This window comes from Falsihalocynthiibacter sp. SS001, from assembly GCF_042445055.1.
In the GTDB taxonomy this organism is placed as follows: Bacteria; Pseudomonadota; Alphaproteobacteria; order Rhodobacterales; family Rhodobacteraceae; genus Falsihalocynthiibacter.
Window position 1 is genome coordinate 1,526,631 of sequence record NZ_CP170339.1, and the last position, 23,886, is coordinate 1,550,516.

The 23,886-nt window shown below is 54.2% G+C and carries 26 protein-coding genes and 1 tRNA gene; 14 read left to right on the forward strand and 13 right to left on the reverse strand.

Translation table 11 applies throughout. From position 1 onward, the window contains the following. The first annotated feature begins 60 nt into the window (after positions 1 to 60). The 4 genes from ACFE33_RS07385 (at position 61) to ACFE33_RS07400 (ending at position 4,546) form a co-directional block, all read left to right on the forward strand. Positions 61 to 522: a (2Fe-2S)-binding protein gene (locus tag ACFE33_RS07385; protein ID WP_380058544.1), complete on the forward strand. Its 462-nt coding sequence runs from the start codon at positions 61 to 63 to the stop codon at positions 520 to 522. Between the two features lie 62 nt (positions 523 to 584). Next, complete coding sequence (locus ACFE33_RS07390) at positions 585 to 2,954, forward strand: xanthine dehydrogenase family protein molybdopterin-binding subunit (RefSeq protein WP_380058546.1); 2,370 nt, start codon at positions 585 to 587, stop codon at positions 2,952 to 2,954. Between the two features lie 10 nt (positions 2,955 to 2,964). Beyond that, positions 2,965 to 3,747: an FAD binding domain-containing protein gene (locus tag ACFE33_RS07395; RefSeq protein ID WP_380058548.1), complete on the forward strand. Its 783-nt coding sequence runs from the start codon at positions 2,965 to 2,967 to the stop codon at positions 3,745 to 3,747. 250 nt (positions 3,748 to 3,997) lie between these two features. Further along, on the forward strand, positions 3,998 to 4,546 hold the full coding sequence (locus tag ACFE33_RS07400) for a porin family protein (protein WP_380058550.1): 549 nt from the start codon (positions 3,998 to 4,000) through the stop codon (positions 4,544 to 4,546). A gap of 146 nt (positions 4,547 to 4,692) precedes the next feature. Here ACFE33_RS07400 and infC read toward each other — a convergent pair whose 3' ends face one another. Beyond that, on the reverse strand, positions 4,693 to 5,238 hold the full coding sequence (gene infC / locus ACFE33_RS07405) for a translation initiation factor IF-3 (RefSeq protein ID WP_380058676.1): 546 nt from the start codon (positions 5,236 to 5,238) through the stop codon (positions 4,693 to 4,695). Between the two features lie 192 nt (positions 5,239 to 5,430). On the opposite strand from infC, the gene ACFE33_RS07410 reads away from it, so the two are divergent. Continuing rightward, positions 5,431 to 6,081, forward strand: a complete 651-nt coding sequence (locus tag ACFE33_RS07410) for a translation initiation factor 3 (protein ID WP_380058551.1) — start codon at positions 5,431 to 5,433, stop codon at positions 6,079 to 6,081. A gap of 58 nt (positions 6,082 to 6,139) precedes the next feature. Here the strand turns inward: ACFE33_RS07410 and ACFE33_RS07415 are convergent, their stop codons facing one another. The 5 genes from ACFE33_RS07415 to ACFE33_RS07435 all read right to left on the reverse strand — a co-directional run bounded on the left by ACFE33_RS07415 (position 6,140) and on the right by ACFE33_RS07435 (position 10,192). After that, positions 6,140 to 6,967 (reverse strand): ferredoxin--NADP reductase, encoded by an 828-nt coding sequence (locus ACFE33_RS07415; protein ID WP_380058552.1) that lies wholly within the window; start codon positions 6,965 to 6,967, stop codon positions 6,140 to 6,142. Positions 6,968 to 7,032: 65 nt separating this feature from the next. Next, complete coding sequence (locus ACFE33_RS07420) at positions 7,033 to 7,452, reverse strand: DUF934 domain-containing protein (protein ID WP_380058554.1); 420 nt, start codon at positions 7,450 to 7,452, stop codon at positions 7,033 to 7,035. 20 nt (positions 7,453 to 7,472) lie between these two features. Then, positions 7,473 to 8,231 carry a phosphoadenylyl-sulfate reductase gene (locus ACFE33_RS07425; RefSeq protein WP_380058556.1) on the reverse strand — a complete coding sequence of 253 codons (759 nt, stop codon included), beginning with the start codon at positions 8,229 to 8,231 and terminating at the stop codon, positions 7,473 to 7,475. Beyond that, positions 8,221 to 9,891 (reverse strand): nitrite/sulfite reductase, encoded by a 1,671-nt coding sequence (locus ACFE33_RS07430; protein ID WP_380058558.1) that lies wholly within the window; start codon positions 9,889 to 9,891, stop codon positions 8,221 to 8,223. The genes ACFE33_RS07425 and ACFE33_RS07430 overlap by 11 nt, the downstream gene beginning before the upstream one ends. Beyond that, positions 9,884 to 10,192, reverse strand: a complete 309-nt coding sequence (locus tag ACFE33_RS07435; RefSeq protein ID WP_380058560.1) for a DUF2849 domain-containing protein — start codon at positions 10,190 to 10,192, stop codon at positions 9,884 to 9,886. Before ACFE33_RS07435 ends, ACFE33_RS07430 begins: the two co-directional genes overlap by 8 nt. 201 nt (positions 10,193 to 10,393) lie before the next feature. Between ACFE33_RS07435 and ACFE33_RS07440 the strand changes: the two genes are divergently transcribed. Beyond that, positions 10,394 to 10,855 carry an Lrp/AsnC family transcriptional regulator gene (locus ACFE33_RS07440; protein ID WP_380058562.1) on the forward strand — a complete coding sequence of 154 codons (462 nt, stop codon included), beginning with the start codon at positions 10,394 to 10,396 and terminating at the stop codon, positions 10,853 to 10,855. A 55-nt stretch (positions 10,856 to 10,910) separates the two neighbouring features. Here ACFE33_RS07440 and ACFE33_RS07445 read toward each other — a convergent pair whose 3' ends face one another. From ACFE33_RS07445 to ACFE33_RS07460, 4 genes are all read right to left on the reverse strand, one after another. Beyond that, on the reverse strand, positions 10,911 to 12,092 hold the full coding sequence (locus ACFE33_RS07445; RefSeq protein WP_380058564.1) for a cytochrome P450: 1,182 nt from the start codon (positions 12,090 to 12,092) through the stop codon (positions 10,911 to 10,913). A gap of 188 nt (positions 12,093 to 12,280) precedes the next feature. Then, entirely contained in the window at positions 12,281 to 13,015 is a 735-nt protein-coding gene (tpiA, locus tag ACFE33_RS07450) for a triose-phosphate isomerase (RefSeq protein WP_380058566.1), read from the reverse strand. A gap of 81 nt (positions 13,016 to 13,096) precedes the next feature. Continuing rightward, positions 13,097 to 13,486 carry a HesB/IscA family protein gene (locus ACFE33_RS07455; RefSeq protein WP_380058568.1) on the reverse strand — a complete coding sequence of 130 codons (390 nt, stop codon included), beginning with the start codon at positions 13,484 to 13,486 and terminating at the stop codon, positions 13,097 to 13,099. A gap of 48 nt (positions 13,487 to 13,534) precedes the next feature. Beyond that, entirely contained in the window at positions 13,535 to 13,900 is a 366-nt protein-coding gene (locus ACFE33_RS07460) for an SUF system Fe-S cluster assembly protein (protein WP_380058570.1), read from the reverse strand. Between the two features lie 113 nt (positions 13,901 to 14,013). Between ACFE33_RS07460 and ACFE33_RS07465 the strand changes: the two genes are divergently transcribed. From ACFE33_RS07465 to ACFE33_RS07495, 7 genes are all read left to right on the forward strand, one after another. After that, positions 14,014 to 14,361, forward strand: a complete 348-nt coding sequence (locus ACFE33_RS07465; protein ID WP_380058572.1) for a 4a-hydroxytetrahydrobiopterin dehydratase — start codon at positions 14,014 to 14,016, stop codon at positions 14,359 to 14,361. Between the two features lie 104 nt (positions 14,362 to 14,465). Beyond that, on the forward strand, positions 14,466 to 15,596 hold the full coding sequence (gene tgt, locus ACFE33_RS07470; RefSeq protein ID WP_380058574.1) for a tRNA guanosine(34) transglycosylase Tgt: 1,131 nt from the start codon (positions 14,466 to 14,468) through the stop codon (positions 15,594 to 15,596). 239 nt (positions 15,597 to 15,835) lie between these two features. Continuing rightward, positions 15,836 to 18,247, forward strand: a complete 2,412-nt coding sequence (lon, locus tag ACFE33_RS07475; RefSeq protein WP_380058576.1) for an endopeptidase La — start codon at positions 15,836 to 15,838, stop codon at positions 18,245 to 18,247. 163 nt (positions 18,248 to 18,410) lie between these two features. After that, positions 18,411 to 18,770, forward strand: a complete 360-nt coding sequence (locus ACFE33_RS07480) for an HU family DNA-binding protein (RefSeq protein ID WP_380058578.1) — start codon at positions 18,411 to 18,413, stop codon at positions 18,768 to 18,770. 15 nt (positions 18,771 to 18,785) lie between these two features. Beyond that, on the forward strand, positions 18,786 to 19,223 hold the full coding sequence (gene soxR / locus ACFE33_RS07485) for a redox-sensitive transcriptional activator SoxR (protein ID WP_380058580.1): 438 nt from the start codon (positions 18,786 to 18,788) through the stop codon (positions 19,221 to 19,223). A 53-nt stretch (positions 19,224 to 19,276) separates the two neighbouring features. Beyond that, entirely contained in the window at positions 19,277 to 19,870 is a 594-nt protein-coding gene (locus tag ACFE33_RS07490) for a histidine phosphatase family protein (RefSeq protein ID WP_380058582.1), read from the forward strand. A gap of 53 nt (positions 19,871 to 19,923) precedes the next feature. Continuing rightward, positions 19,924 to 19,999 (forward strand) — tRNA-Val (locus ACFE33_RS07495). 50 nt (positions 20,000 to 20,049) lie between these two features. Here the strand turns inward: ACFE33_RS07495 and ACFE33_RS07500 are convergent. The 3 genes from ACFE33_RS07500 to ACFE33_RS07510 are packed head-to-tail and all read right to left on the reverse strand — an operon-like array spanning position 20,050 to position 23,080. Beyond that, entirely contained in the window at positions 20,050 to 20,739 is a 690-nt protein-coding gene (locus ACFE33_RS07500; RefSeq protein WP_380058584.1) for a GntR family transcriptional regulator, read from the reverse strand. Between the two features lie 2 nt (positions 20,740 to 20,741). Continuing rightward, entirely contained in the window at positions 20,742 to 21,893 is a 1,152-nt protein-coding gene (gene argE / locus ACFE33_RS07505) for an acetylornithine deacetylase (protein WP_380058586.1), read from the reverse strand. A gap of 2 nt (positions 21,894 to 21,895) precedes the next feature. Next, positions 21,896 to 23,080 (reverse strand): M24 family metallopeptidase, encoded by a 1,185-nt coding sequence (locus ACFE33_RS07510; protein ID WP_380058588.1) that lies wholly within the window; start codon positions 23,078 to 23,080, stop codon positions 21,896 to 21,898. 303 nt (positions 23,081 to 23,383) lie between these two features. On the opposite strand from ACFE33_RS07510, the gene ACFE33_RS07515 reads away from it, so the two are divergent. Beyond that, on the forward strand, positions 23,384 to 23,866 hold the full coding sequence (locus ACFE33_RS07515) for an Lrp/AsnC family transcriptional regulator (protein WP_380058678.1): 483 nt from the start codon (positions 23,384 to 23,386) through the stop codon (positions 23,864 to 23,866). The last annotated feature ends 20 nt before the right edge of the window (positions 23,867 to 23,886 follow it).

The window sequence follows — 23,886 nt, forward strand, 5'->3', positions numbered from 1 at the left end:
CATACCAGACCAAGCGGCACGCGGTTCGTTTGAAGAGATACTAAACGGGAGGAACTACCAATGGCGAAAGTCAGCATGTCGGTAAACGGCAAGCCAGCAGAAGCAGAGGTCGAAGGGCGCACGTTATTGTCGCAATTCCTGCGCGAGAGTCAGGGGCTAACGGGAACGCATATCGGGTGTGACACAAGCCAGTGTGGCGCGTGTGTCGTGCATGTGAACGGCAAGGCCGTGAAATCCTGCACCATGTTTGCCCTAGAAGCCGCAGATGCCGAAGTTACGACTATCGAAGGAATGGCCAACCCTGACGGTAGCCTGAGCAAAATTCAGGCGGCATTTCAGGAGCACCATGGGCTTCAGTGCGGTTTTTGTACGCCGGGGATGGTTATGTCCACGGCCGCTCTACTCAAGGAAAATGCAAACCCGAGCGAAACCGAAATTCGTGAATACCTAGAGGGCAATATCTGTCGCTGCACGGGCTACCACAACATTGTGAAAGCCATTCAGGCGGCTGCTGCCAGCTAATTGTCGCAGAAGCATGGGCGGAGGAGGCTTGTGCGCACCAATCAGTATTTAGGGAGGTTAATATGCCAAAAGACGGAGGCATCGGCGCCAGCACAAAACGGCGTGAAGATATTCGATTTCTTAAGGGATTAGGACAGTATACCGACGATATTGCACTGCAAAAACAATGCCATGCGGTGTTTGCGCGCTCAAATGTTGCCCATGGTAAGATCAAGAGCATTGATACATCTAAAGCAGAGGCCATGCCCGGCGTTCTGGCGATTTTCACAGGAGAGGATTTCATAGAGGTCGGCGGCAATCCCGCCGGTTGGTATATCGAGAGCCGCGACGGAACCCCAATGCGAGAGCCAAAGCGACCAGTCTTGGCCCACGGAAAAGTGCGTCATGTTGGTGATGCCTACGCGGCGGTGATTGCCGAAACATATCAGCAAGCGCGGGACGCAGCAGAGGCCATTGAGGCCGATATCGAAGAGCTGCCCGCAATCGTGAATATGCGCAATGCAGTCGCGAACGCCGATAATCGTGTGCATGACGAAATCGATGATAACCTTTGTTACGATTGGGGCTGGGTCGAAGAAAACCGTGCGGCCGTGGACGAAGCCATCAAGAATGCGCCGCACGTCACAACCCTTGAGTTGGTGAACAATCGGCTGGTTCCGAATGCTATGGAGCCGCGCTGCTCGATCGGGGATTATAATCCGGGGACAGAGGACTATAACCTCTTCACCACCAGTCAAAACCCGCATTTGACGCGCCTTTTGGTGTCGGCATTTGTGATGGGAATCCCTGAAAACAAGCTGACTGTTGTGGCTCCTGATGTTGGGGGCGGGTTTGGCTCAAAAATCTACCATTATGGTGAAGAGGCGCTGGTCCTTGCCGCCGCCAAAAAGCTTGCGCGCCCCGTGCGTTGGACCGCAGATCGCTCTGAGGCCTTCCTGACGGACGCCCATGGCCGCGATCACGTCACCAAAATTGAATTGGCGACCGAGAAGGACGGTACCTTTATCGCTGTGCGTACCGAAACGCTTGCAAACGTCGGTGCCTATTTGTCGAACTTTGCCACTGTGACGCCGACATTCCTGCACGGCACGCTGATGGCAGGGAACTACAAAGTCCCGAATGTTTATGTGAACGTCAAAGCGGTGTTCACCAATACGGTTCCCGTCGATGCGTATCGCGGAGCGGGACGGCCAGAGGCGACTTACTCGCTTGAGCGTGTCATCGATAAATGCGCGCGCGAACTTAAGATTGATCCCGTTGATATTCGTCGCAAGAACTATATACAGCCGGATCAGTTCCCGTATACCACGCCCGTGGGTCTGGAATATGACATTGGCGATTATGATGCGACGATGGATAAGGTCCTTAAGCTTTCCGACCGCGCTGGATTTGAAGCACGCGCCGCGGAATCCGCCAAGAACGGTAAGTTGCGGGGCTTTGGAATCAATAGCTATATCGAGGCATGTGGGATTGCGCCAAGTAACCTCGTTGGTGTTCTGGGCGCACGGGTCGGGCTCTATGATGCTTCGACAGTGCGCGTGAACCCAACGGGCAACCTCTCGGTTATGGTTGGCGCGCATAGTCACGGGCAGGGGCACGAAACCGCCTTTGCTCAGGTTGTGGCGGACATGATCGGAATCGATGCAGAAACAATCGACATTGTGCATGGCGATACCTCCAAAATTCCTTTTGGAATGGGGACTTATGGCTCTCGCAGTCTTGCTGTCTGTGGGTCGGCAATGGTCCGCGCGACCGAGAAAATCATCAACAAGGCCAAGAAAATCGCGGCTCATATGCTAGAGGCCTCCGACACAGACATCGAACTAAAGGACGGTAAGTTCAGCGTTGTCGGAACCGATAAATCCGTCGCTTGGGGGGATGTGGCGCTCAAGGCATATGTGCCACATAGCTTCCCTGTTGAGGATCTTGAACCCGGTCTGGAGGAGACAGCATTCTACGATCCCGCCAACTTTACTTATCCTGCTGGTGCCTATGCCTGTGAAGTTGAGGTTGATCCCGAAACGGGCAAAGTCACCATCGATCGGTTCTCGGCCGCAGATGATTTTGGCAATATTATCAACCCTATGATCGTCGACGGTCAGGTTCACGGGGGCATCGGCCAAGGTGTTGGTCAGGCGCTTCTTGAAGGAGCCATCTATGATGATGACGGACAGCTCTTGTCGGCGTCATATATGGATTATGCCATGCCGCGTGCGGATGACTTGCCGATGTATTCGGTGGATCATTCGGACGGAACACCCTGTACGCACAACCCGCTTGGGGTGAAAGGCTGTGGCGAAGCGGGCGCGATTGGGTCGCCACCGTCCGTGGTGAATGCCGTGATTGACGCGTTGCAACGTGGCGGCAAGGACGTCACACACATTGACATGCCGCTGACGCCTTCGCGCGTTTGGCAGGCGATGCAGAACTAGGAGAGAAGCTATGTATGCATTTGATATCGAACGCCCCACAACCATCGCCGAAGCGGTGGAGGCGCTCAAAAACGACGAGGCGCAGGCGTTGGGTGGCGGACAGACGCTGATCCCCACGCTCAAGCAACGTCTGGCCGCGCCCGAAGTTCTGGTAAGCCTGTCAGGTATTGCCGAGATGAAGGGCGTGTCCGCTTCTGATGGTGTGGTAACAGTTGGCGGTGGCGCAACCCACGGCGAAGTTGCGCAAGGCGCGTCCGCCTATCCTGCGCTGGCGGCGCTTGCGGGTGGGATTGGTGATCCCGCTGTGCGCAATCGCGGCACTATTGGTGGTAGTATTGCCAATAATGACCCTTCTGCGTGCTATCCTGCGGCGGCGCTTGGTTCGGGGGCAACGATCAAAACCAATTCCCGCGAGATCGCAGCCGACGATTACTTTCAAGGAATGTTCGAAACAGCACTGGAAGAGGGCGAGATCGTAACCGGCGTGTCCTTCCCGATCCCAAAGGCGGCAAACTATCAGAAGTTCGTACAGCCAGCTTCGCGGTTTGCGCTGGTCGGTGTGTTTGTTGCCAAATATGCGGACGGCGTGCGTGTTGCGGTGACCGGAGCTGCCGAAGAAGGCGTGTTCCGCTGGAGCGAAGCTGAGCAAGCACTAAGCGCCGATTTTAGCGCCAAGGCCCTTGAGGGGCTTTCTGTTCCGGCGGATGGAATGATCGCGGATATGCACGGAAGTGCAGAATATAGGGCGCATCTTGTAAAAGTTCTCACAGGAAGAGCTGTTACAGCCTGTTGAATGTCAAAATGTAAATAAATGAACGCCCTAAGAGTTTTCTTGGGGCGTTTTTCACGTCTAGGATGTGAGGATCGTTACAACGCCTCACGATCCGAGCGCGGAATCGCGCGCGTTGATGTGGGGTTTGGGCCAATTCCTGCCGACATTTCCCAAGCATTTATGGGCGCCGCTTGTAACCCAATTTGCCAACCCTATTTGTCTATCGAAGGAAAAAACTCCTTCCGAACAAAACATTTTAGGAGGCATCTCTATGCGCATCGCAGCCGTAACAGCACTTTGCATTGCTGGACTAACTGCAACTCAAGCAACCGCTCAAGACTGGGCAGTTGAATACTACGGCGGGGGATCATTTGAAGGTTCTCTTGGTGTAGACGCGACGGATCAGGATGTAGATTCGGGCACTGAATTTGGTGGTGCTATATATCATTCGGGTTTGTACAACGGTCTTGAACTTGGTTTGGACCTGAGCCTAGCCGAGCGTGATTACTCGGTGAGTGGTGACTCCATGCAAACAACTTCTGCATTGGCCATGGCACGTTATAATTTCTACGATAACGGCAGCCTGTCAGCCTACGGTGGTCTCGGTCTTGGTTGGCTTCAAACAGAAGTCGCAGGAGACAGTGATTCCGGCCTTGGTGGTCGTGTAGCACTTGGTGTTCGTTATGATGTTAACGAAGCCGTTGGTTTCTTCGGCGAAGTACGTCACACACGTGCGTTCGATAACGCCACACTCAATGGTGTGAGTGGTATTCAGGATCACAACAACTCGATCGTTGTTGGTGTACGCACAACGTTCTAGGGGCTACTGCGCCAATTCTCCCAGATGCGCGCGCGGTGACTGCCTAGGGAAGGCTCTCGGTATTCGAGGGCCTTTTCCCACCAAACTTTGAACAAACAAAAAAAAAGGCCCCCGAAATTCGGAGGCCTTTTTAACATGTTAAAGACTTATTTGGAGAGGGGGCCGATCATCATGATCATTTGGCGGCCTTCCATTTTCGGCATGTTTTCAACTTTGCCGTATTCTTTGGTGTCCTCTGCGACGCGCTCTAGAAGTTCGCGACCAAGGTTTTGGTGCGCCATTTCACGTCCGCGGAAGCGCAGGCTGACTTTTACTTTGTCGCCATTGCCAAGGAACTTAAGCACGTTGCGCATCTTGACCTGATAGTCATTGGTATCCGTGTTCGGACGGAACTTGACCTCTTTGATCTCGATGGTCTTTTGCTTTTTGCGTGCTTCGTTTTCACGTTTCTGCTGTTCGTATTTGAACTTGCCGAAGTCCATGATCTTGCAAACTGGTGGTACTGCGTTTGGCGAGATTTCAACCAAATCCAATCCAGCTTCCTCGGCCAGAACCATCGCGCGAGCAGGGGTGACGACACCACCGTTTTCACCGTTGGGGCCAATGAGGCGGATTTCAGTAGCACGGATGCGTCCGTTAACACGGGGGCCCGTTTCGCGTTGCGGCGGGGCGTTGTGTGGTTTGCGAGCTATGGTTTCGTTCCTTTGATCGTTAATGATGTCTGAGGCGAACTTAATCTTGCCAACGCGCTCTTTCAACCCATGAACAGCGTAGGACGGGTGTTCTTGGGCCAGAATCTTCGTCCTAAATATTGCCGAGGTGGTACAAACATCCCCGCAAGTGTACTATGTGACAATTGTTTGGTCCAATTAGAGGATTTTGTTATGAACAGAACGTGGATTATTATCATCGTATTAGTTGTCGCAGGTTTTGCGGGATATGCCTATTTTTCCGGGCAAGAGGCGGACACAGTTTCAGAGGCCGTCGAAGACACAGGCGAAGCAGTTGAAGAGACTGCGAGCGAAGCCGCTGACTCGGCCGCAGAAGCAACTGAAGATGCTGTTGAAGCAACAGAAGAAGCTGCAACTGATGCAGCCGATACAGCAGTAGAAACAACAGAAGATGCAATGCAATCCGCTGGTGAAGCAGCCACAGAAGCAGCCGATGCTGCGACTGATGCCGCAACCGAAGCTGCAGACGCTGTTGGAGACGCTGCAAGTGACGCAGCTGACGCCGTAACCGGCGCAGCTACTGGTACAGCAGACGCTGTTGAAGGTGCGGTCGAAGAAGCAATGGACAGCACTTCGGAGTCTGCAACAGAAGAAGCCGCAGCAGCCGCGGATCTAACCGAAGCAGAAGCACAAGCGCTTACTGTGGACGGGTTTAATCTTGAGCAGGTCAATGGGATCATTGATGGTTCAAGCTTGGACGATGCGCAAAAATCCGCTCTTAAGACAGCGGTGCAGACAGCAAGCGAGAATCCTGCGTTGCTCGACGCTGCACTTAGTCAGGTACGCACTGCACTAGGTATGTAAAAACAAAAACGCCGCGAAGTTATCTTCGCGGCGTTTTTTTGTGTCTGGGATTTGGTGCCTAGCCGACGAAAGCTTTCTCGACAACAAATTCCTTTGGCTCGGAGTTGGCGCCCTCGCGCATACCGGCTTCCTCAAGGATCGCTGTGATATCCTTGTTTAGCCCCATAGAACCACAAATCATCGCGCGATCTGTTTCGGGGTCAAGCGCTGGAATTCCAAGGCGTTCAAAGATTTCGCCCGATTTCAGATGATCGGTGATACGGCCCATAACGGGGCTCTCTTCGCGCGTCGTTGTCGGGTAGTACTTGAGCTTGCCGTCGATGATTTCACCGATAAGCGGGTCATTCTCGAGGCTTTCAACAAGCTGACGGCCATATTCAAGGTCGGCAACTTCGCGACAAGTATGCGTGAGGATGACTTCGTCAAACTTTTCATAGGTTTCCGGATCGCGGATCAGGCTGGCAAAAGGTGCAATCCCCGTACCTGTCGCAAAGAAGTACACGCGTTTTCCAGGCAAGAGGGCATCATGCACCAATGTCCCGACGGGCTTGGGGCGTAGGATGATCTCGTCACCGACCTTAAGGTGCTGCAACTTGCTGGTGAGGGGGCCGTCTTGGACCTTGATGGAGTAAAACTCTAGCTCTTCGTCCCAGCTTGGGGATGCAATGGAATACGCCCGCAGCAATGGCTTGTCGTTGTCGCCCATCAGGCCGATCATGACAAACTCGCCCGAACGGAACCGAAGCGAATCCGGACGTGTGACGCGGAACGAGAACAGACGGTCTGTCCAGTGTTTCACAGCCGTTACCGTCTGTGCATTCGGGAGCGCCTTAACGGGTTTTGCGGGGGTTGCAGATGTTTCTGTCACGGGAACCTGTTCATTCATAACTCATACGCAAAGCGGTGCTTTGCCCTCTGTGTTTGGTCTATAAGGGAAAAAATCCGACTATTCTAGGCACGGACCCGCGACTGATAGTCATGGTCTTTCCAGTTCGCACGGAAAACCCACTCTTCTTCGGGTTGGCGCGCTGCGAGTTCATCCGAAATTTCGACCTCGTCAAAACCAGCGCGGCGGGCCATCGCGTATTGGTCGGAGATTACATGACCCTTCGCACGCAAGCGTCCGCCAAACCCCATGATCCGCAAGCGGCGTGCAATGGTAAAGCCGCGGCCATCTGCGAATGAAGGGAAATCAACGCGGATCATATCGATATCCGCAAGGTGGCCCTCAAGTGCGGCTGGATCGGTATCGCTTGCGAGGTCAACGGCAACGTTGGTTGCGCCGGACTTCAGCGGTAGATCCTCAAGCGTGATATATGCGTCGACCCAGTCGTCTTTGCCAAACCCGTCGTCGGTAATTAGTACTGTCATTTGTATTCTCCTTGGGTCAATCAGACCGAGGTTTGTTCCGTTGGAAGAGGTCCACGCACCATTTTGCCATCCACAAAGTGAATGCCGCACTCGACCTTGTTCTGACCACGCCAGCGGCCCGAACGTGGGTCTTCGCCCTCTGCTACGGGGCTGGTGCAGGGGGCACAGCCGATCGAGGGGTAACCCTTGGCCACTAGTGGGTGACGCGGCAGGCGGTTGTTATCCATATAGTCGCGCAGGTCCTCTGGGGCCCAGTGCGCGAGCGGATTAACCTTGATGCGTTTGTCCTCTTCGTTTTCAAAAAAATCGAGTGTCGCGCGTGTTCCGGCCTGAAACCGTTTGCGACCTGTAATCCATGCGTCAAACTGCTCTAGCGCCTGTTGCAATGGCTGCGTCTTGCGCAGCGCACAGCACGCATCCGTATCGCGTTGGTGCAATGTGCCGTCCGGATCGATCTCTGCCACGCGTTCCTGACTGGCGCGAATGATTTGGACGTTGCTTAGCTTTAGGCGGTCGGAAAGCTCCATTTGGTACTCTAGCGTTTCGGCAAAGAGCATCTCGGTATCGATGAACACAACAGGCGTTGAGCGATCCATGATCGAAATCATGTGCAAGAGCACCACGGACTCGGCGCCAAAAGAAGACACCAAGCCGATACGCCCAACTTGCGGGTCGCTCAGGGCACGCTCAAGCACTGCGGTGGCGCCGTGGTGTGCGTACCGCGCGTTTAGTTGCTCTACGCGCTCTGAGACCGAGAGGTCCAATGGATCATGCCGCATTTCGTTTCGCTGCCTCCGGATAGAGCGCGTCCTTGAACGGCACCATTCCCAAACGGCGATATGCCGCAAGGAAGGTTTCGTCATGGCCAAGGCGCACCTTAAGATAGGCTTCGATCAAGCGTTCAATCGCTGGAACGATCTCATCATATGCAAATCCAGGACCTGCGCGCTCGCCGATAACGGTTGTCTCTGTGCCGTCTCCGCCTAGCGTGATTTGATAGTTCTCAACGCCTGCACGGTCGAGGCCAAGGATCCCGATGTGACCAACGTGATGGTGACCACAAGCGTTGATGCAGCCCGAAATCTTGATTTTTAGCGCGCCGATCTCGTGCTCAAGCTTCAGCTCGTCAAAGCGCTCGGCGATCTTTTGCGCCACTGGAATTGAGCGCGCCGTTGCAAGGGCACAGTAGTCCATCCCGGGGCAAGCGATGATGTCCGAGATAAGGCCAATGTTCGCAGTGGCCAGCCCCACAGTGCGCAGTTCGGCGTGAATTGCGGGCAGGTGGCTTTTGTGAACATGAGGCAGGATCACGTTTTGCTCGTGACTGATGCGCAGCTCATCATGCGCATATTCACGCGCCAGACGCGCCAGAACGCGCATTTGCTCGCTTGTAGCATCGCCCGGCGTTTCACCATGAGCCTTGAGCGAGATTGTCGCGATGGCATAGTTTGACTGCTTGTGCGGCGCGAGGTTCGTATCCGCCCATGCCCGAAATACCGGATCGGACTGATACGCCTCGTCATACTCTTTGTATGGCGCATCCGAGAATTCTGGTGGGGTGAAATACTCAGAGATTTCGGCAAGCAACTCTTGATCGCCGCCAGCAAATGCGGGGCGTAGTTCTGCGAAACGCTCGTCCACAAGTGCACGGATTGTATCAAGGCCGTTTTCGTGAACGGTGATCTTGATACGCGCTTTGTACTTGTTATCGCGACGACCCAAGAGGTTATAGACCGAAAGAACCGCCTCGACATATGGAAGCAAATCTTCGCGGGGCAGGAATTCATTTAGAACCTTCCCAACCATCGGCGTACGGCCCAAGCCACCGCCGACAAGAATTTGGTAACCGGTTTGCCCTTCGTCATTCTGAACAATGTTGACGGCCAGATCGTGCGATTTCAGGACCGCGCGGTCAGCTTTGCTTGCACCAACAGCGATCTTGAACTTGCGGCCCAAGAATTGGAACTCAGGGTGGTCAGTCGACCATTGACGCAGAAGCTCTGCCACGGGGCGTGGGTCTTCGATCTCGTCAATGGCGGCGCCCGCGAATGGATCGGAGGTCACGTTACGGATTGTGTTGCCCGAAGTCTGGTTCGCGTGCATCTCGACATCGGCCAATGCGTCCAGCATATCAGGGATATCAGACAGCTTGGGCCAGTTGTACTGGATGTTCTGACGTGTGGTGAAGTGGCCATAGCCCTTGTCCCACTTCTCGGCGATATAGGCGAGCTTGTCCATTTGCTTGGAGTTAAGCGTGCCGTACGGAATAGCCACACGCAGCATGTAAGCGTGAAGCTGTAGATACACACCGTTCATCAATCGAAGCGGCTTGAACTCATCTTCGGTCAGATTGCCGTTGATGCGGCGCTCGACTTGTTTGCGAAATTGAGCCGTGCGTGTGCGCAGGAAAGCTTCGTCAAAATCGTTGTACTTATACATTGATGCTCTCCGCTTGTTTGCCGTGGAAATAGTTGGAAGGACCGACTGAGCGGAACTCTTCACGAAAGTGCACAGGGGCAGGGCCGTTGTCGCTTGCAACGGCATCGGCCAGATACGCACCAACGACCACATTCGGTTGGGACTCAGCATGGAGCAGACGGATAGTTGCGTGTGCCTCATCAGTGATGAGCTCGGCATCGGCATGGGATTTCGCCCAAGTGTCTGCTTCGGTGAGATACACCACATCGCCAGAAATCAGCTCATTGGCGGTAACAACTTTTGGGGTAAAGGCACGGGCCATTACTCAAGCTCCTTGTTGATAATCAACGTGTGGGGTCACCAAATTGCGCCAAATCGAAGCGCCACGTCGGAATTCCTTGTTTCTGACCCTCTATATAGAATATTTTTCTGGTAATTCGCTATGCCCTGTTGCAGATAAGGAAAAATGTTCCGATATTCGGCGCGAATGGAACGTGGGTTCTGAAATTAAGAGGGAAATGGGATGGCAGTCCGTCTGGATGATGTAGACAGGAAGATCCTTAGCGAGTTGCAGCGTGATGCTGCGCAATCTTTGGATGAAATCGCAACAAAAGTCGGCAGTTCCAAGACCCCGGTTTGGAATCGGATCAAGAAACTCAAAGAGGCCAAAGTGATCGGTCAGCAGACCGTTGTGCTTGATGCGGAGGCACTTGGATTTGAGGCTTGTTTCTTTGTACTGATCCGCACGTCGGAGCACGAGGAAGAATGGCAAAAGAGTTTTCTCAAGGCGCTGCTGGAACGGCCAGAAGTTCAGGAGGCACATCGCCTCGCAGGGGAGATTGATTACATCCTCAAAGTGCGGGTGAAAAATGCGCGCGCCTATGACGAGTTCTATCAGGCGTTGATCTCTGAGGTGCGGATATTCAACGTCACGGCGCTCTTGTCGATGGAGCAGATCAAATCAACGACGATGCTGCCTCTCTAGCGTGCCGCCGAACATGGCATCGAGCCAAATTCGGCGGCGTCTTGTGACGCAAAGTTTACCGCGAGAGCATCAGGCGCTTTAGCCCGCGGAAGTGATAGATCGACGCATACTCGGGTGTCTCGGCGAGCGCCAGATTGGGGAGGCGCTCAAACAGGATCGGCAGCGATGTTTGGAGTTCCAACCGTCCAAGCGGCGCACCAATACAGAAGTGAGCGCCAGCGCCAAAACTCGCGTTCACTTGCTTGGGACGTTGCGGGATGAACTCCGCAGGATTTTCCCAGCGTGACGGATCGCGATTGGCCGCAGCAAGCAAACAGGCGACTTGATCGCCGCGTTTGAAAACATGATCTCCGACCTCGATATCCTCATACGCGTAGCGGGTGAACATATGAAGTGGTGGATCGTAGCGGAGGATTTCCTCTACGGTATTTTCAACATTCTCTGGGCTTGCCTGTTCGCCTGAATATTTGTTCTCAAGCAATGCTTTAAGGCCATTTCCTAATGTATGAACGGTCGCTTCGTGGCCCGCATTCAGCAGTAGAACACATGTCGCGATCAGCTCGTCGGTGGAGAGTTTCTCTCCGTCTTCTTCGGCGGCGATCAAGTGCGTGATGAGGTCGTCTTCGGGCTTGTCGCGGCGATAGGAAATATACTCGCGCAGGAATGCTGCGAACTCTTTTCCGGCATCCGAAGCGGCGATTTCGTCTTCTTTGGTGCGGCCTGCTTTGTACATGCCGACGATGGCGTGCGACCACGCGAGAAGATCAGGCGCACGCTCCTCTGGAACCCCAAGGAAGCGTGCGATGATGATCACAGGAAGTGGCTCTGCGAAATGCTCGATAAGGTTGAAATCGCCTTCGGGAAGTTGGTCGATAAGCTGGTGGGCAAGTGCCGCAATTTCGGGTTGTAGCGCTGCGATCCGGCGGCTGGTGAATGCACGCAGAACAAGTCCGCGCAAGCGCGTGTGGCGCGGAGGCTCCAGCTCAAGCATCGAGTGGTTCTCAATCGCCCAGAAGCCTGACTGATGATCGGGGGGCGTGACGGCCATTTCGGGCGGTACTTCGCGGCCAAATCGACGATCCCGCAAAATTGAGTTTACTGCCGCATAGGAAAGCGCGCAGGGCATGTCATATTCCTGCCAGTGAAACAGGTCGCCGTGCGTTCGGGCGCGTTCATAAAACGGGTAGGGGTTCTGGACGAATTCGGGATCAGTCGGGGATTGGGAGAGCGATTTCATGGAAGCCTCATGTCGTTACCCGCGCAACATTTCAAATGCGACTGGGGGAGGCAAGGGGAGATGGCTGTTTGCAGAAGGACTTAAGGCAACGTCGACGCCATTTAGTGGGCATAGAGGAAAGTAACCTCAAGCGCGGTAAGCACGCTTGAGTTAGTTGCTCACAATATAGGATATGGTGTCTGACGGGATTACGCGGACGCCAAGGCACTGATGATGCCGTTGAAATCGTCCGCTTTGAGCGATGCACCACCCACCAGCGCACCATCGACGTTAGATGTCGCAAAGATACTCTCGGCATTGGACGGTTTGACCGAACCGCCATATAGCAAACGTATGCCTTCTGCGATTTCAGCTCCGAACCGTTTGCTAAGCTCAGAGCGCAAAAAATCATGTACTTCGGCGATTTGCTCAAGCGTTGGCACCAAGCCGGTTCCGATTGCCCAGACGGGCTCATATGCGATTACGGTGTTCTGCGCTGTGGCGTCTTCGGGCACGGAACCTGCGAGCTGCTGTGCGATGACTTCAAGCGTCGTGCCGGCCTCGCGTTCTGCCAAGGTTTCTCCAATGCACACAACCGCCACGAGGTTCTGCGACCATGCCGCGCGGGTTTTTGCGGCGACGATTTCGTTGGTTTCACCGTGATCTGTGCGGCGTTCCGAATGACCCGTCAGCACATAGCTTGCGCCTGCATCCACGAGCATCTCGGCCGAAATATCACCCGTATGCGCGCCGCTTTGTGCTCTGTGACAGTCTTGTCCGCCAAGAGCGATCTTATCGTTTGCGGACGCTGCTCGCGAAATAAGTGTGTTAGGCGGGCAAATCAGGACATCGATTTCCGCTGGAGTTTGCAGTGCTGCAAGCTCAGACAGCGTCGCCTCCGTTCCGTTCATTTTCCAGTTGCCAGCGGCGAGTTTTCTACGCATTCGGATGTTCTCCAGTCGATTCAAAAAGATGAGCCGAGGAGATAGCTAACGTATACGTTGACGGTTGGGAAGGGCGAGCGACTAGTTTGTCGGAATGTTCAAGCCCTGAGCAGCCAGTTCGTTCACATCAGAGAACTTGATCGACTCACCACAGCCGCAGGCATCAACAACGTTGGGGTTGTTGAACTTGAAGCCCGATTCCAGCATCGACGTTGCATAATCGATCTCTGTGCCAAATAGGAACATCTGGGCCATCGGAGCAATCATCACACAGGCTCCATCCTCGCGGATGACTTCGTCGTGGGGATTGATTTCGGACACGTATTCCATCGTGTATTCCATGCCCGCACAGCCGCCCTTCTTGACGCCAATGCGCAACCCTTCGGACCCGTCGCGCGCCATCAAGCGCTTGATCTGGGCGATCGCGGCTGGTGTCATCGTTACGGCTTGTTTGCCTGGGGTTCCGAACATGATTTTCCTTAACTCTCTTTGGGTTATGATCTTGCCACAGAGATGGGGCTACATAAAGCCTAGTTCAAGACGTGCTTCGTCGCTCATCATTTCCATACCCCACGGTGGCTCCCATGTGAGGTCCACTTCGACGGATTTCACGCCGGGGAGGGTTTCAACAGCTTCGGCAACCCATCCGGGCATTTCGCCAGCAACCGGACAGCCGGGCGCCGTGAGGGACATGATTACGCTAACGTCGTTTTCCTTAGAAATTTCAATCGTGTAAATCAAACCCAAGTCATAGATGTTTACCGGAATCTCGGGATCATATACCGTACGGCAAGCGTTCACGACGTCGTCGAACAACGCGTGATCGTTTGAAGATGGTTTAATCAAAGGTGCGCCTTCGATCTGGGATTGTGGGGTCGCGTCCATTTTGGGCCTCTTGTGGAATAGCTGACCAATTATATAGGGATAAGCGGGGTGAACGTCCAGAGGGTGAGGCGCATCTCTTGGGAATATGTCCTGCGGAAATTTTGGAGGAAAAGATGAGCGATAGCGAAGAATTGAGCGACAAAGCCTGTATCCCCTGTGAAAAGGGCGGTGATCCTTTGGCGACAGACGTTGCCCGCGACATGCTGGCGCAACTTGCGGATGGTTGGGAGTTCTCCAGTGATGGCAATAGCCTGCGCAGAAAATATTCATTCAAAGGGTATGCCAAGCCCGTCTACATTGCGAATGCTGCGGCGTTTCTGGCAGATCAGCAGGGGCACCACCCTGATGTGCGGTTCGGTTGGGGATACTGCGAGATAGAGTTCACGACCCACGCTATTGGTGGACTTTCAGAGAATGATTTCATTTGTGCGGCCAAACTGGACCAAATCACAGCGACCTGACGTTGTAGCAGGGGCGATTTTCGCTTGGATTCTCGCTCAAATTCCCTATCAAGGCGCATTCTTCGTCCGATTTCCTACCTATCCGAAACTGAAACGAGCCCCAAATGACGCAAAAGTTTGCATTCGATCTAAAAGCTACCGACGGCAAAGCCCGTACTGGCGTAATCTCAACGCCGCGCGGTGAAATCCGCACGCCTGCGTTTATGCCAGTTGGGACAGCGGCGACAGTAAAGGCCATGTTGCCCGAGAGCGTAGCGGCGACGGGGGCGGACATACTCTTGGGGAACACGTACCACCTCATGTTGCGTCCTACGGCGGAACGGATTGATCGTCTTGGCGGGCTGCATAAATTCATGAACTGGGACAAGCCGATCCTGACCGACAGTGGCGGCTTTCAGGTCATGAGCCTTGCGGGATTGCGTAAGTTGACGGAGGAGGGCGTGAAGTTCTCGTCCCATATTGATGGCTCTAAACACATGCTCACGCCTGAACGTTCGATGGAGATTCAGAAGCTCCTCGGGTCTGATATTGTGATGTGTTTCGATGAATGTCCCGCGCTTCCAGCGAGTGAGGCCGAGGTCGAGAAATCCATGCAGATGTCCATGCGTTGGGCCAAGCGGAGCCGTGATGCTTTCGGTGATCGCCCCGGACACGCGTTGTTTGGCATTCAGCAAGGCGGCGTCACGCGTGATTTGCGCGCGGAAAGCGCCGAAAAGCTGCGCGAGATCGGGTTTGACGGATATGCCGTTGGCGGATTGGCCGTAGGAGAGGGCCAAGAGGCGATGTTCGGTGTGTTGGAATATGCACCTGATATGCTTCCGACTGATCGACCTCGTTATCTTATGGGGGTTGGCAAGCCAGACGATATCGTGGGCGCTGTGGCGCGCGGCATCGACATGATGGATTGCGTTTTACCCAGCCGTTCGGGTCGCACTGGACAGCTGTTTACGCGTCACGGCGTTGTGAACATTAAGAACGCACGCCACGCCGATGATCCGCGCCCGTTGGACGAGGCTTGCGCTTGTCCTGCGTGTTCAAATTACTCCCGCGCTTACCTGCATCATGTGTTCCGCTCACAGGAAATGATTTCGGGGATGCTTCTGACGTGGCATAATCTGCATTACTATCAGGAGCTTATGGCAGATATGCGTGCGGCGATTGCTGCGGGGACTTTTGCAGCCTTTGAAAAGCAGTTCCACGAAGACCGCGCCGCAGGAGATATAGAGCCCCTCTAGATGCGCGCAATAATTGCCCCTAACAATAAGGGGTTCGGCGGGATTATAGCGATAACCTAAGTAAAATTCGCTCATATCCCCTTGAAGTGCCCGCCGCATAAAGGCATCCTCGTTGCCAAGCTTTGCCTGTAACGGTTGAAAGTTTGGGGACAGGCCCCCAACTATATGTACCGATATGGAGAAGAAATAGGTTGCCGCCGAGCGGGACCAAATCTTCTTGCTGTAAATAAGGACAAGACATGCACGAGCAACTCAATTCCTCTTATCCCGTACTGCCATTGCGCGATATCGTGGTGTTTCCACATATGATCGTGCCGCTCTTTGTTGGGCGCGAAAAATCAGTTCGGGCGCTAGAAGAGGTGATGGCGGATGACAAGCATATCCTGCTTGCAAGCCAAATCGATCCCGCAATCGACGATCCCGATAGCGACGGCATTTATCGTGTCGGCGTATTGGCGAACGTACTTCAGCTGTTGAAGCTGCCTGACGGTACCGTAAAGGTTCTGGTTGAGGGTATTCAGCGGGTACGCATTAATGAATACCTCGAGAACGATGATTTCTTTGAAGCGACGGCAGAGTTCCTAGAGGAAGTCCCCGGCGAAGAAGACCTTATCGAGGCTCTCGTTCGTAGTGTTGGCGAAGAATTCCAGCGCTATGCCAAGATCAAGAAAAACATCCCTGAAGAGGCGCTTGCCGCTGTTTCCGAAGCCGCCGAGAGTGCGAAGCTTGCAGATTTGGTTGCCGGTCACCTTGGAATTGAAGTGAATCAAAAGCAGGAGCTTCTTGAAACGCTTCCAATCGATGTGCGCCTTGAGAAAGTCTACGGGTTGATGCAGGGCGAAATGTCTGTGCTTCAGGTCGAGAAAAAGATCAAGACACGTGTCAAAACCCAGATGGAGCGCACGCAGCGCGAGTATTATCTGAATGAGCAAATGAAAGCGATTCAGAAAGAGTTGGGCGATGGCGACGACGAGCAAAACGAGGTAGCTGAACTCGAAGAGCGGATTGCAAAGACCAAGCTTTCCAAAGAAGCTTTGGAAAAAGCCAACTCAGAGCTCAAGAAACTCAAGAATATGAGCCCGATGTCCGCCGAGGCAACGGTTGTGCGCAACTACCTTGATTGGATGCTGTCTATTCCTTGGGGTAAGCGCAGCAAGGTCAAGAAAGACCTCGCGCGGGCCGAGAAAATCCTTGACGACGATCATTATGGTCTTGAAAAGGTTAAAGAACGTATCGTTGAGTTCCTCGCCGTGCAGCAGCGCAGCAAGAAGCTCAAGGGACCAATTCTCTGCCTTGTTGGACCTCCAGGTGTGGGTAAGACCAGCCTCGGGAAATCTGTTGCCAAGGCGACCGGCCGTGAATTCATCCGCATCAGCCTCGGTGGTGTGCGTGATGAAAGCGAAATCCGCGGTCACCGTCGGACCTATATTGGCTCGATGCCCGGCAAGATCATTCAGGCGTTGAAAAAGGCCAAAACGACCAATCCGCTTATCTTGCTCGATGAGATCGACAAGATGGGACAGGATTTCCGTGGCGATCCCGCGTCTGCAATGCTTGAGGTTCTTGATCCAGAGCAAAACGGCTCTTTTGTGGATCACTATCTCGAGGTCGAATATGACCTCTCGGATGTGATGTTCCTGACCACGTCGAATAGCTATAACATGCCTGGGCCGCTTCTTGACCGCATGGAGATCATTCCGCTGTCTGGTTATACCGAAGACGAAAAGTCCGAGATCGCCAAGCAGCATTTGATCGCCAAGCAGGTGAAAAATCACGGTCTCAAGAAGAAAGAGTTCGAGATTTCAGATGCGGCGCTGACCGATATCTTGCGTTACTACACCCGCGAGGCGGGCGTGCGTAACCTTGAGCGCGAATTGGCGAAACTGGCCCGTAAGGCCGTAACGCAAATCGTGCGCAAGAAAGATGAGGTTGTGCGTGTCACGTCCGAAAATCTCTCGGATTTCTTGGGTGTGAAGCGTCATAAGTTCGGACTTGCCGAAGAAGAAGACCAAGTCGGTGTTGTAACTGGCCTTGCGTGGACAAGCGTTGGTGGTGATTTGCTTTCGATTGAAGCGCTGAAATTGCCGGGACGTGGTCGGATGAAGACAACCGGTAAGTTGGGCGATGTTATGAAGGAAAGCATTGACGCTGCGAGCAGCTTTGTGCGCTCCATCAGTCCGGAAATCGGCGTCAAACCTCCAGTGTTTGAGAAAATCGACATCCACGTGCACGTTCCAGAAGGGGCAACCCCAAAGGATGGCCCAAGCGCGGGCGTTGGCATGGTGACTTCGATTGTGTCGGTCCTGACGGGTATTCCCGTTAAGAAAGACATCGCCATGACGGGCGAGGTGACATTGCGCGGCAATGTACTCGCGATTGGTGGTCTTAAGGAGAAACTCCTCGCCGCACTACGCGGTGGTGTGAAAACGGTGTTGATCCCAGCAGAGAATGAAAAGGACCTGGTGGATATTCCGGACAACGTGAAAGAGGGGCTGACAATCATTCCTGTTTCACATGTGAACGAAGTGTTGAAGCACGCTCTCGTTCGTGAGCCGGAGCCGATCCTTTGGGACGAGGAGGCCGAAGAGGCCGCGCGCCTTGCCGCTCTTGCCAAAGAAAAGGCCGAAGGTAATCACACCGTTACGCATTAAGCAAAACGACATAAATCAACGAAGGCGTCGAGACATCGGCGCCTTTTTTATGTGCAAACACTTGTTGAGTTCGTATCCAGAGCGGCTCTATCGGAGCGAGGTGTAGCCAGTGGATGGCTGATGCCCTAGTGTGGCTGAGAAACAAGACGTAACGCGAGGATCTATGACCACAACACCTAAACCACCCAAAGCAAAACCCGCATCAGGGCTCGGACCAAAAGTTGTGGCTGCTCCCACACCCATTCATGCTTCTGTCGCCGCAGAGGCGCTGGCAATCAAAGACCCAGAGGTTAAGCGCAAAGACCTCGTCGAACGGGTAATGGCCAAAAATGGCATGAAGCGCAAAGACGTGAAGCCAATTGTCGACGCTGTTCTCGAAGTCCTCGGAGAAGCCATTGCCGACGAAGAGACGCTGAACCTTCAGCCAATGGGCAAGTTCGTCATCAAGAATGTCAAAGAATTGGATACTGCAACGGTCACAACCTGTCGCATTCGTCGCCCGAAGTTGCCGCAGAAAGATTAATTCTAGGGTGCGCGTATGAAGACAACGGATCTTGCGGTAGGGGAGTTCGCAAAGCGCGCGGGAGTGGCCGTATCGACCTTGCACTACTATGAATCCGAGGGGCTGATCTCAAGTTGGCGCACCGCGGCCAATCATCGTCGCTATGATCGAACAGAGTTGAGAAAGGTCGCAATCATCAAGGTTGCTCAATCAGTCGGCTTGCCATTGTCCGCAATCCGTGAGGTGCTTGAAACCTTACCGCAGGATCGCGCCATAAAGGCGGGCGATTGGGCCGAGGCGGCCGAGCCGTGGAAGGCCCTCTTAACTGAAAAAATCGCTATGATGGAGAAATTGCGCGATCAGTTAGACCATTGTATCGGCTGTGGTTGTCTCTCGCTGGTGAATTGCCCGTTATATAATGCGAATGACGCGCTTGCCGAGCATGGGCCCGGTCCGCGCCGCTGGTTGGATTAGGGTGCTTGCTTCGCTCCTCGTGGTCGGATAACCCGTTGGAAAAAGAGGCAATCATGAAAAACACCCCTCCAGTTTACATCCTTCGTCACGGCCAAACAGAGTGGAACCTCGCGCAGCGCTTGCAAGGTTCTCTGGACTCACCGCTTACCGAATTGGGAAGGGCGCAAGCCGCCGTGCAGGGCCGATTGTTGCGCGACGTTTTCGCGCGTGAGCAGGCCGAAGTGGTGGTCAGCCCCCTTGGCCGTACTCGTGAAACCGCCGCGATCGCGATGAAGGGGCACGCGCTTAAAGCTGCACCCAGATTCGATGAACGTATTGCTGAAATCAATGCGGGTGACTGGGAAGGGCTGGAGCGCACGGAAATTGCGAGGCGTTGGCCGCTTTCGCGCGAGGCTTCCTGCGATTTTGAGTATTATATCGGCGCGCCGAATGGGGAAGGTGTCGAGGCCCTGCGAAGCAGATGTCATGATTTTCTGAACGAGCTTACGGTGCCGACAATCCTCGTAACACACGGAATTTGTTCGGTAATGCTGCGAGGTTTGTTGTGCGGCTTGGATCATGAAACGATGTGCGCGCTGCCGCTGACGCAGGGGTGCATCTTTGAAATTCGGGGCGGAGAAGAACAAATTTTGCAAGAAGCGAAATAATCGCAATTTTGCTCTTGCATCCCCCCTCGCGCCTAGGCTACTTAGCGCGCATCGGGTCGTTAGCTCAGTTGGTAGAGCGCTTCGTTTACACCGAAGATGTCGGGAGTTCGAGCCTCTCACGACCCACCATTACCCCTCCCTAAGATAGTCATTGCTCTGCCGCTGAAAACGCGGATTGGCTATTTGCGCATCCGCGCAAAGCTAAGTGAGATATGACTGCGCCTCAGGTGCCCGACCGCGTCAAGATCGCCGGCTTCGAGGGCGGCGAGAATGTCACGGACTTCGTTAGCGTAGATATCGATTTCTTGCGACAGGTCTATTTCCGAGGACGTGACCTGCTCAAGCCAAATGCGCGCAGTCCAAAAGTAGAGCCGTGTACAGATGTTGCGAAGCGGGCCATTGGACGTGAGGTCCAGAAGCGTTAGAAACATATCGCGATCAAGAAGCGCAAATGCGCGCATTGTCGGGGATTCCTTGATCGCGCTGGCGCGCTGTTGAATCTCTCTGACGCGGTCAATCAGTTCTGGCGTCGGTGGCACGACATCAAGCGAAGTCTGCATGAGAATCAACTCTTTGCGAATACGATAAACCTGCGCCAATTCCTCGTAATCCACGACCGTCACAAAGGTTCCCACGCCATGAACAGAGGTCAAAAGCCCTTCGTCTTCGAGCCTTGCGAGGACGCGGCGAAGCGGGGTGCGCGAAACGCCAAATTCCTCTGCGAGTTCGGTTTCCGATAGTTTGGCTCCGGGCGGGTAATCCAACAATGTAATGCGCGAGCGGATTTCATCGTGAAGTCGATCCACACGATCTCGCGCACTCATCCCTTCAATGAGTGGCTCCTGTGGCTTGGGGATGTCGGCGCACATGATCAGACCGTTCCGAGGCGATCAAGCATCGTTAAGCATTGATCAAGTTGCTCTAGGGCGATGAATTCATTTGGTTTGTGCGCTTGTTCGATTGAGCCGGGGCCACAGATAACTGCGTCCATTCCGATGCCTTGGAATAGACCGGCCTCGGTTCCAAACGGAACAGTCGAAACGCTGTTGGCACCGGTAAGGGTTTGCACCAAATCGCGCGCGGCATTTTCGTCCATCGGTGTCAGTCCCGCAACCTCGCCGATAATCTCGGTGCTAATGTCGGCGTGGGCTGCGACGCGGCGCATTTCGGGAAGCAGGACGTCGCCAGTAAAGGCGGCGAGGTCCGACTTTACGAATTCCATGTCGCTTCGGTTTATGGGGCGCATTTCCCAATCAAGTACGGCGGTCCCTGCAATGATATTGTGCGCCTGTCCGCCGACCAAGCGTCCGATATTGATGGTTGTGTGTGCGGGATCGAACCGCGCCTCGGCGGGGGCACGAGCGATCAATGCCTCACGAAGTTGGAGTAGGCGGGCGATATAGCGCGCAGCATATTCAACGGCATTTACGCCCCGTTCAGGTGCAGAGCCGTGCCCTTCCGCTCCTGTGAAGGAAACGGTGTATTCGCAGCATCCTTTGTGCCCGTCCATGATTTGCATCATCGTCGGTTCGCCAATAATTGCGAGCGCAGGTTTGGTTTTGCGGGCCTTTAGGACCTCTACCAATCGTTGTGCCCCGAGGCATCCGACCTCTTCGTCATGAGTAAAGGCGAAATGTATCGGCCGCGCTCTTGCCGCCGCCTTGAGCGTGTCGATTTTGGTGAGGCAGGCGGCGATAAACCCCTTCATATCGCACGTTCCACGCCCATAAAGACGCCCCTCATTTTCGTGCATCTTGAATGGGTCCGTGTCCCAACGCTGATCGGCAACGGGCACCACATCGGTGTGACCGGACAACATCAAGCCACCATCACGATCATCACCTAGGGTGGCGAAAATGTTGGCCTTGTCGCCGCTTTCATTTTTATGAACCTCAACAACTGCGCCACTGTCCTCAAGGCGCTCGGCCAAATAGTCGATCATCGGTAAGTTGCGTTGGCTCGAGACGGTGGGCATTCCAATAAGGTCGCCCAATATGTCGCGACAGCGGTTCAGATCGGACATCCTCAATCCTTAACAAATAGTTTGCGCGGCACGTTACAGAGGGGCTCCGCAGCACCATCCTCTTTGATCAGGATGGTCTCAGTTGTTTCGATGCCCCAGTCATCCATCCAGAGACCTGGCATGAAGTGGAATGTCATACCTGCCTCAAGCACTGTTTCATCAAACGCGCGAAGCGATACCGTGTGTTCGCCCCAGTCTGGGGGGTAGGAGAGACCAACGGCATAGCCGCAGCGATTGGGGCGTTCAATTCCCACCTTTAGAAGCTCTGTATCCAACGCCCGCGCGATATCACACGCACGGTTGCCAGCGCGCGCGACTTCGATGCCCGCGTTCAAACCTTCGGTTAGGGCTTTGGCCGCGTCGCTCATGTACTTCGGGGGCTTTCCGAAGAAGATCGTTCGACAAAGGGGGGCGTGGTAGCGACGATAACATCCTGATTGCTCAATAAACGTCGCTTCGTTTTTCTGAAGTGCGTCGCCGTTCCACGTCAGGTGCGGTGCAGAGGCATCCTTGCCCGATGGGAGAAGCGGCACAATCGCGGGGTAGTCGCCCCAACTGTCGTCCTCGCCTTGAACCGAGGTTTTGAACAGCTCGCCCACAAGATCATGCTTGCGCATTCCAGGTTCTGCAATTTCCATCGCGCGCTCGATCACCAGCTCGGAAATACGCGCAGCGCGGCGCATAAAGTTCAACTCCAGATCGGATTTGATCAGGCGGTTCCAGTTCACGAGCGTCGAAGCATCGATGAAGTTCGCTTCCGGAAGGCCATGCGCCAACACAGAGAACGCGCGCGCAGTGAAGTAGTAGGTTTCCATTTCAACGCCGATCCGCTTGTCAGAAAACCCCATGATCCGCAAGTGCGAGGCGAGGTCTTCCATCGGGTGGATGTCGGCCGCTTGCGTATATCGGTCGGCGTAGAAGATGATGTTCTCTTCTTCCATCCAGACCGTACGCCGTGCTCCGTTTGCGTCCATCGTGCGGCCCCACCAAATCGGGTCGCCTTCGAGCGGAACAATCACGCCTTGGTGCACGTAGAATGACCAGCCATCGTATCCAGTAAGCCAGTTCTGGTTCGACGGGTTGGTGACAAAGAGTACGTCAATCTCTGCCGCAGCCATAGACTCGCGGGTCAGCGCGAGGCGGCGATCGTACTCGGATTGGGGGAAGGCGGTGTTTTTGATCGGCATTGTGAATACTCTATTTGTGTACAACTTTCGTTGTTTGACATGCGAAACCGAAGGAATCCCCTGTATTTGCGGGGACATCGCCACCTATCGCCTTTAATATTTGTGATTCGGATGTTGTTGTACACAATATTGCTTACACAGGGGATTCCTCGTCAACAGAAAACATTCCGATTGTGAGGACAGTAAGTCCGTGGAACCCGAATGTGGCCATCGGTGCGGGGCTATTGGCAAATATATGTTGCCTAAGGAGTCCTTGCCTCATTAGGTGGGGAAAGAATGGCAAAGGAATAGGGGATATTGATGATCAAGCTCGATGCAAGAGATATGGATATCCTACGCGTCCTGTCGCAAGAGGGGCGGCTCTCTAAGGCCGTATTGGCCGAACGGATCGGTCTTTCACCGACGCCGGCGTGGGAGCGACTTAAGAAGCTGGAAGCTGCTGGTTTGATCGAGGGGTATCGCGCCGAAATCAATCTGCGCAAGCTCGGCCCGCACGTGACGGTTTTTGTTGCTGCGGAGTTGGTAGACCACACGCAGGCGTCCTTTCAGGTGTTCGAGGCGTCTCTTGATAAGCACCCAGAGATCACGGCGTGTTGGGCGCTTGGTGGCGGATTTGATTATTTATTACAGATCGTTACGCGCGACATTGATGCCTATCAGCGCCTGATCGACTCGATGCTGGATGCCAGAATCGGGATCGCGCGCTACTTCACATATATCGTCACAAAACAGATCAAAGGCACTGCTACGCCACCGTTCGAGGCCTTGCTAGGCCGATCGGACTAGTGCTGGGGCGATAACGGTCC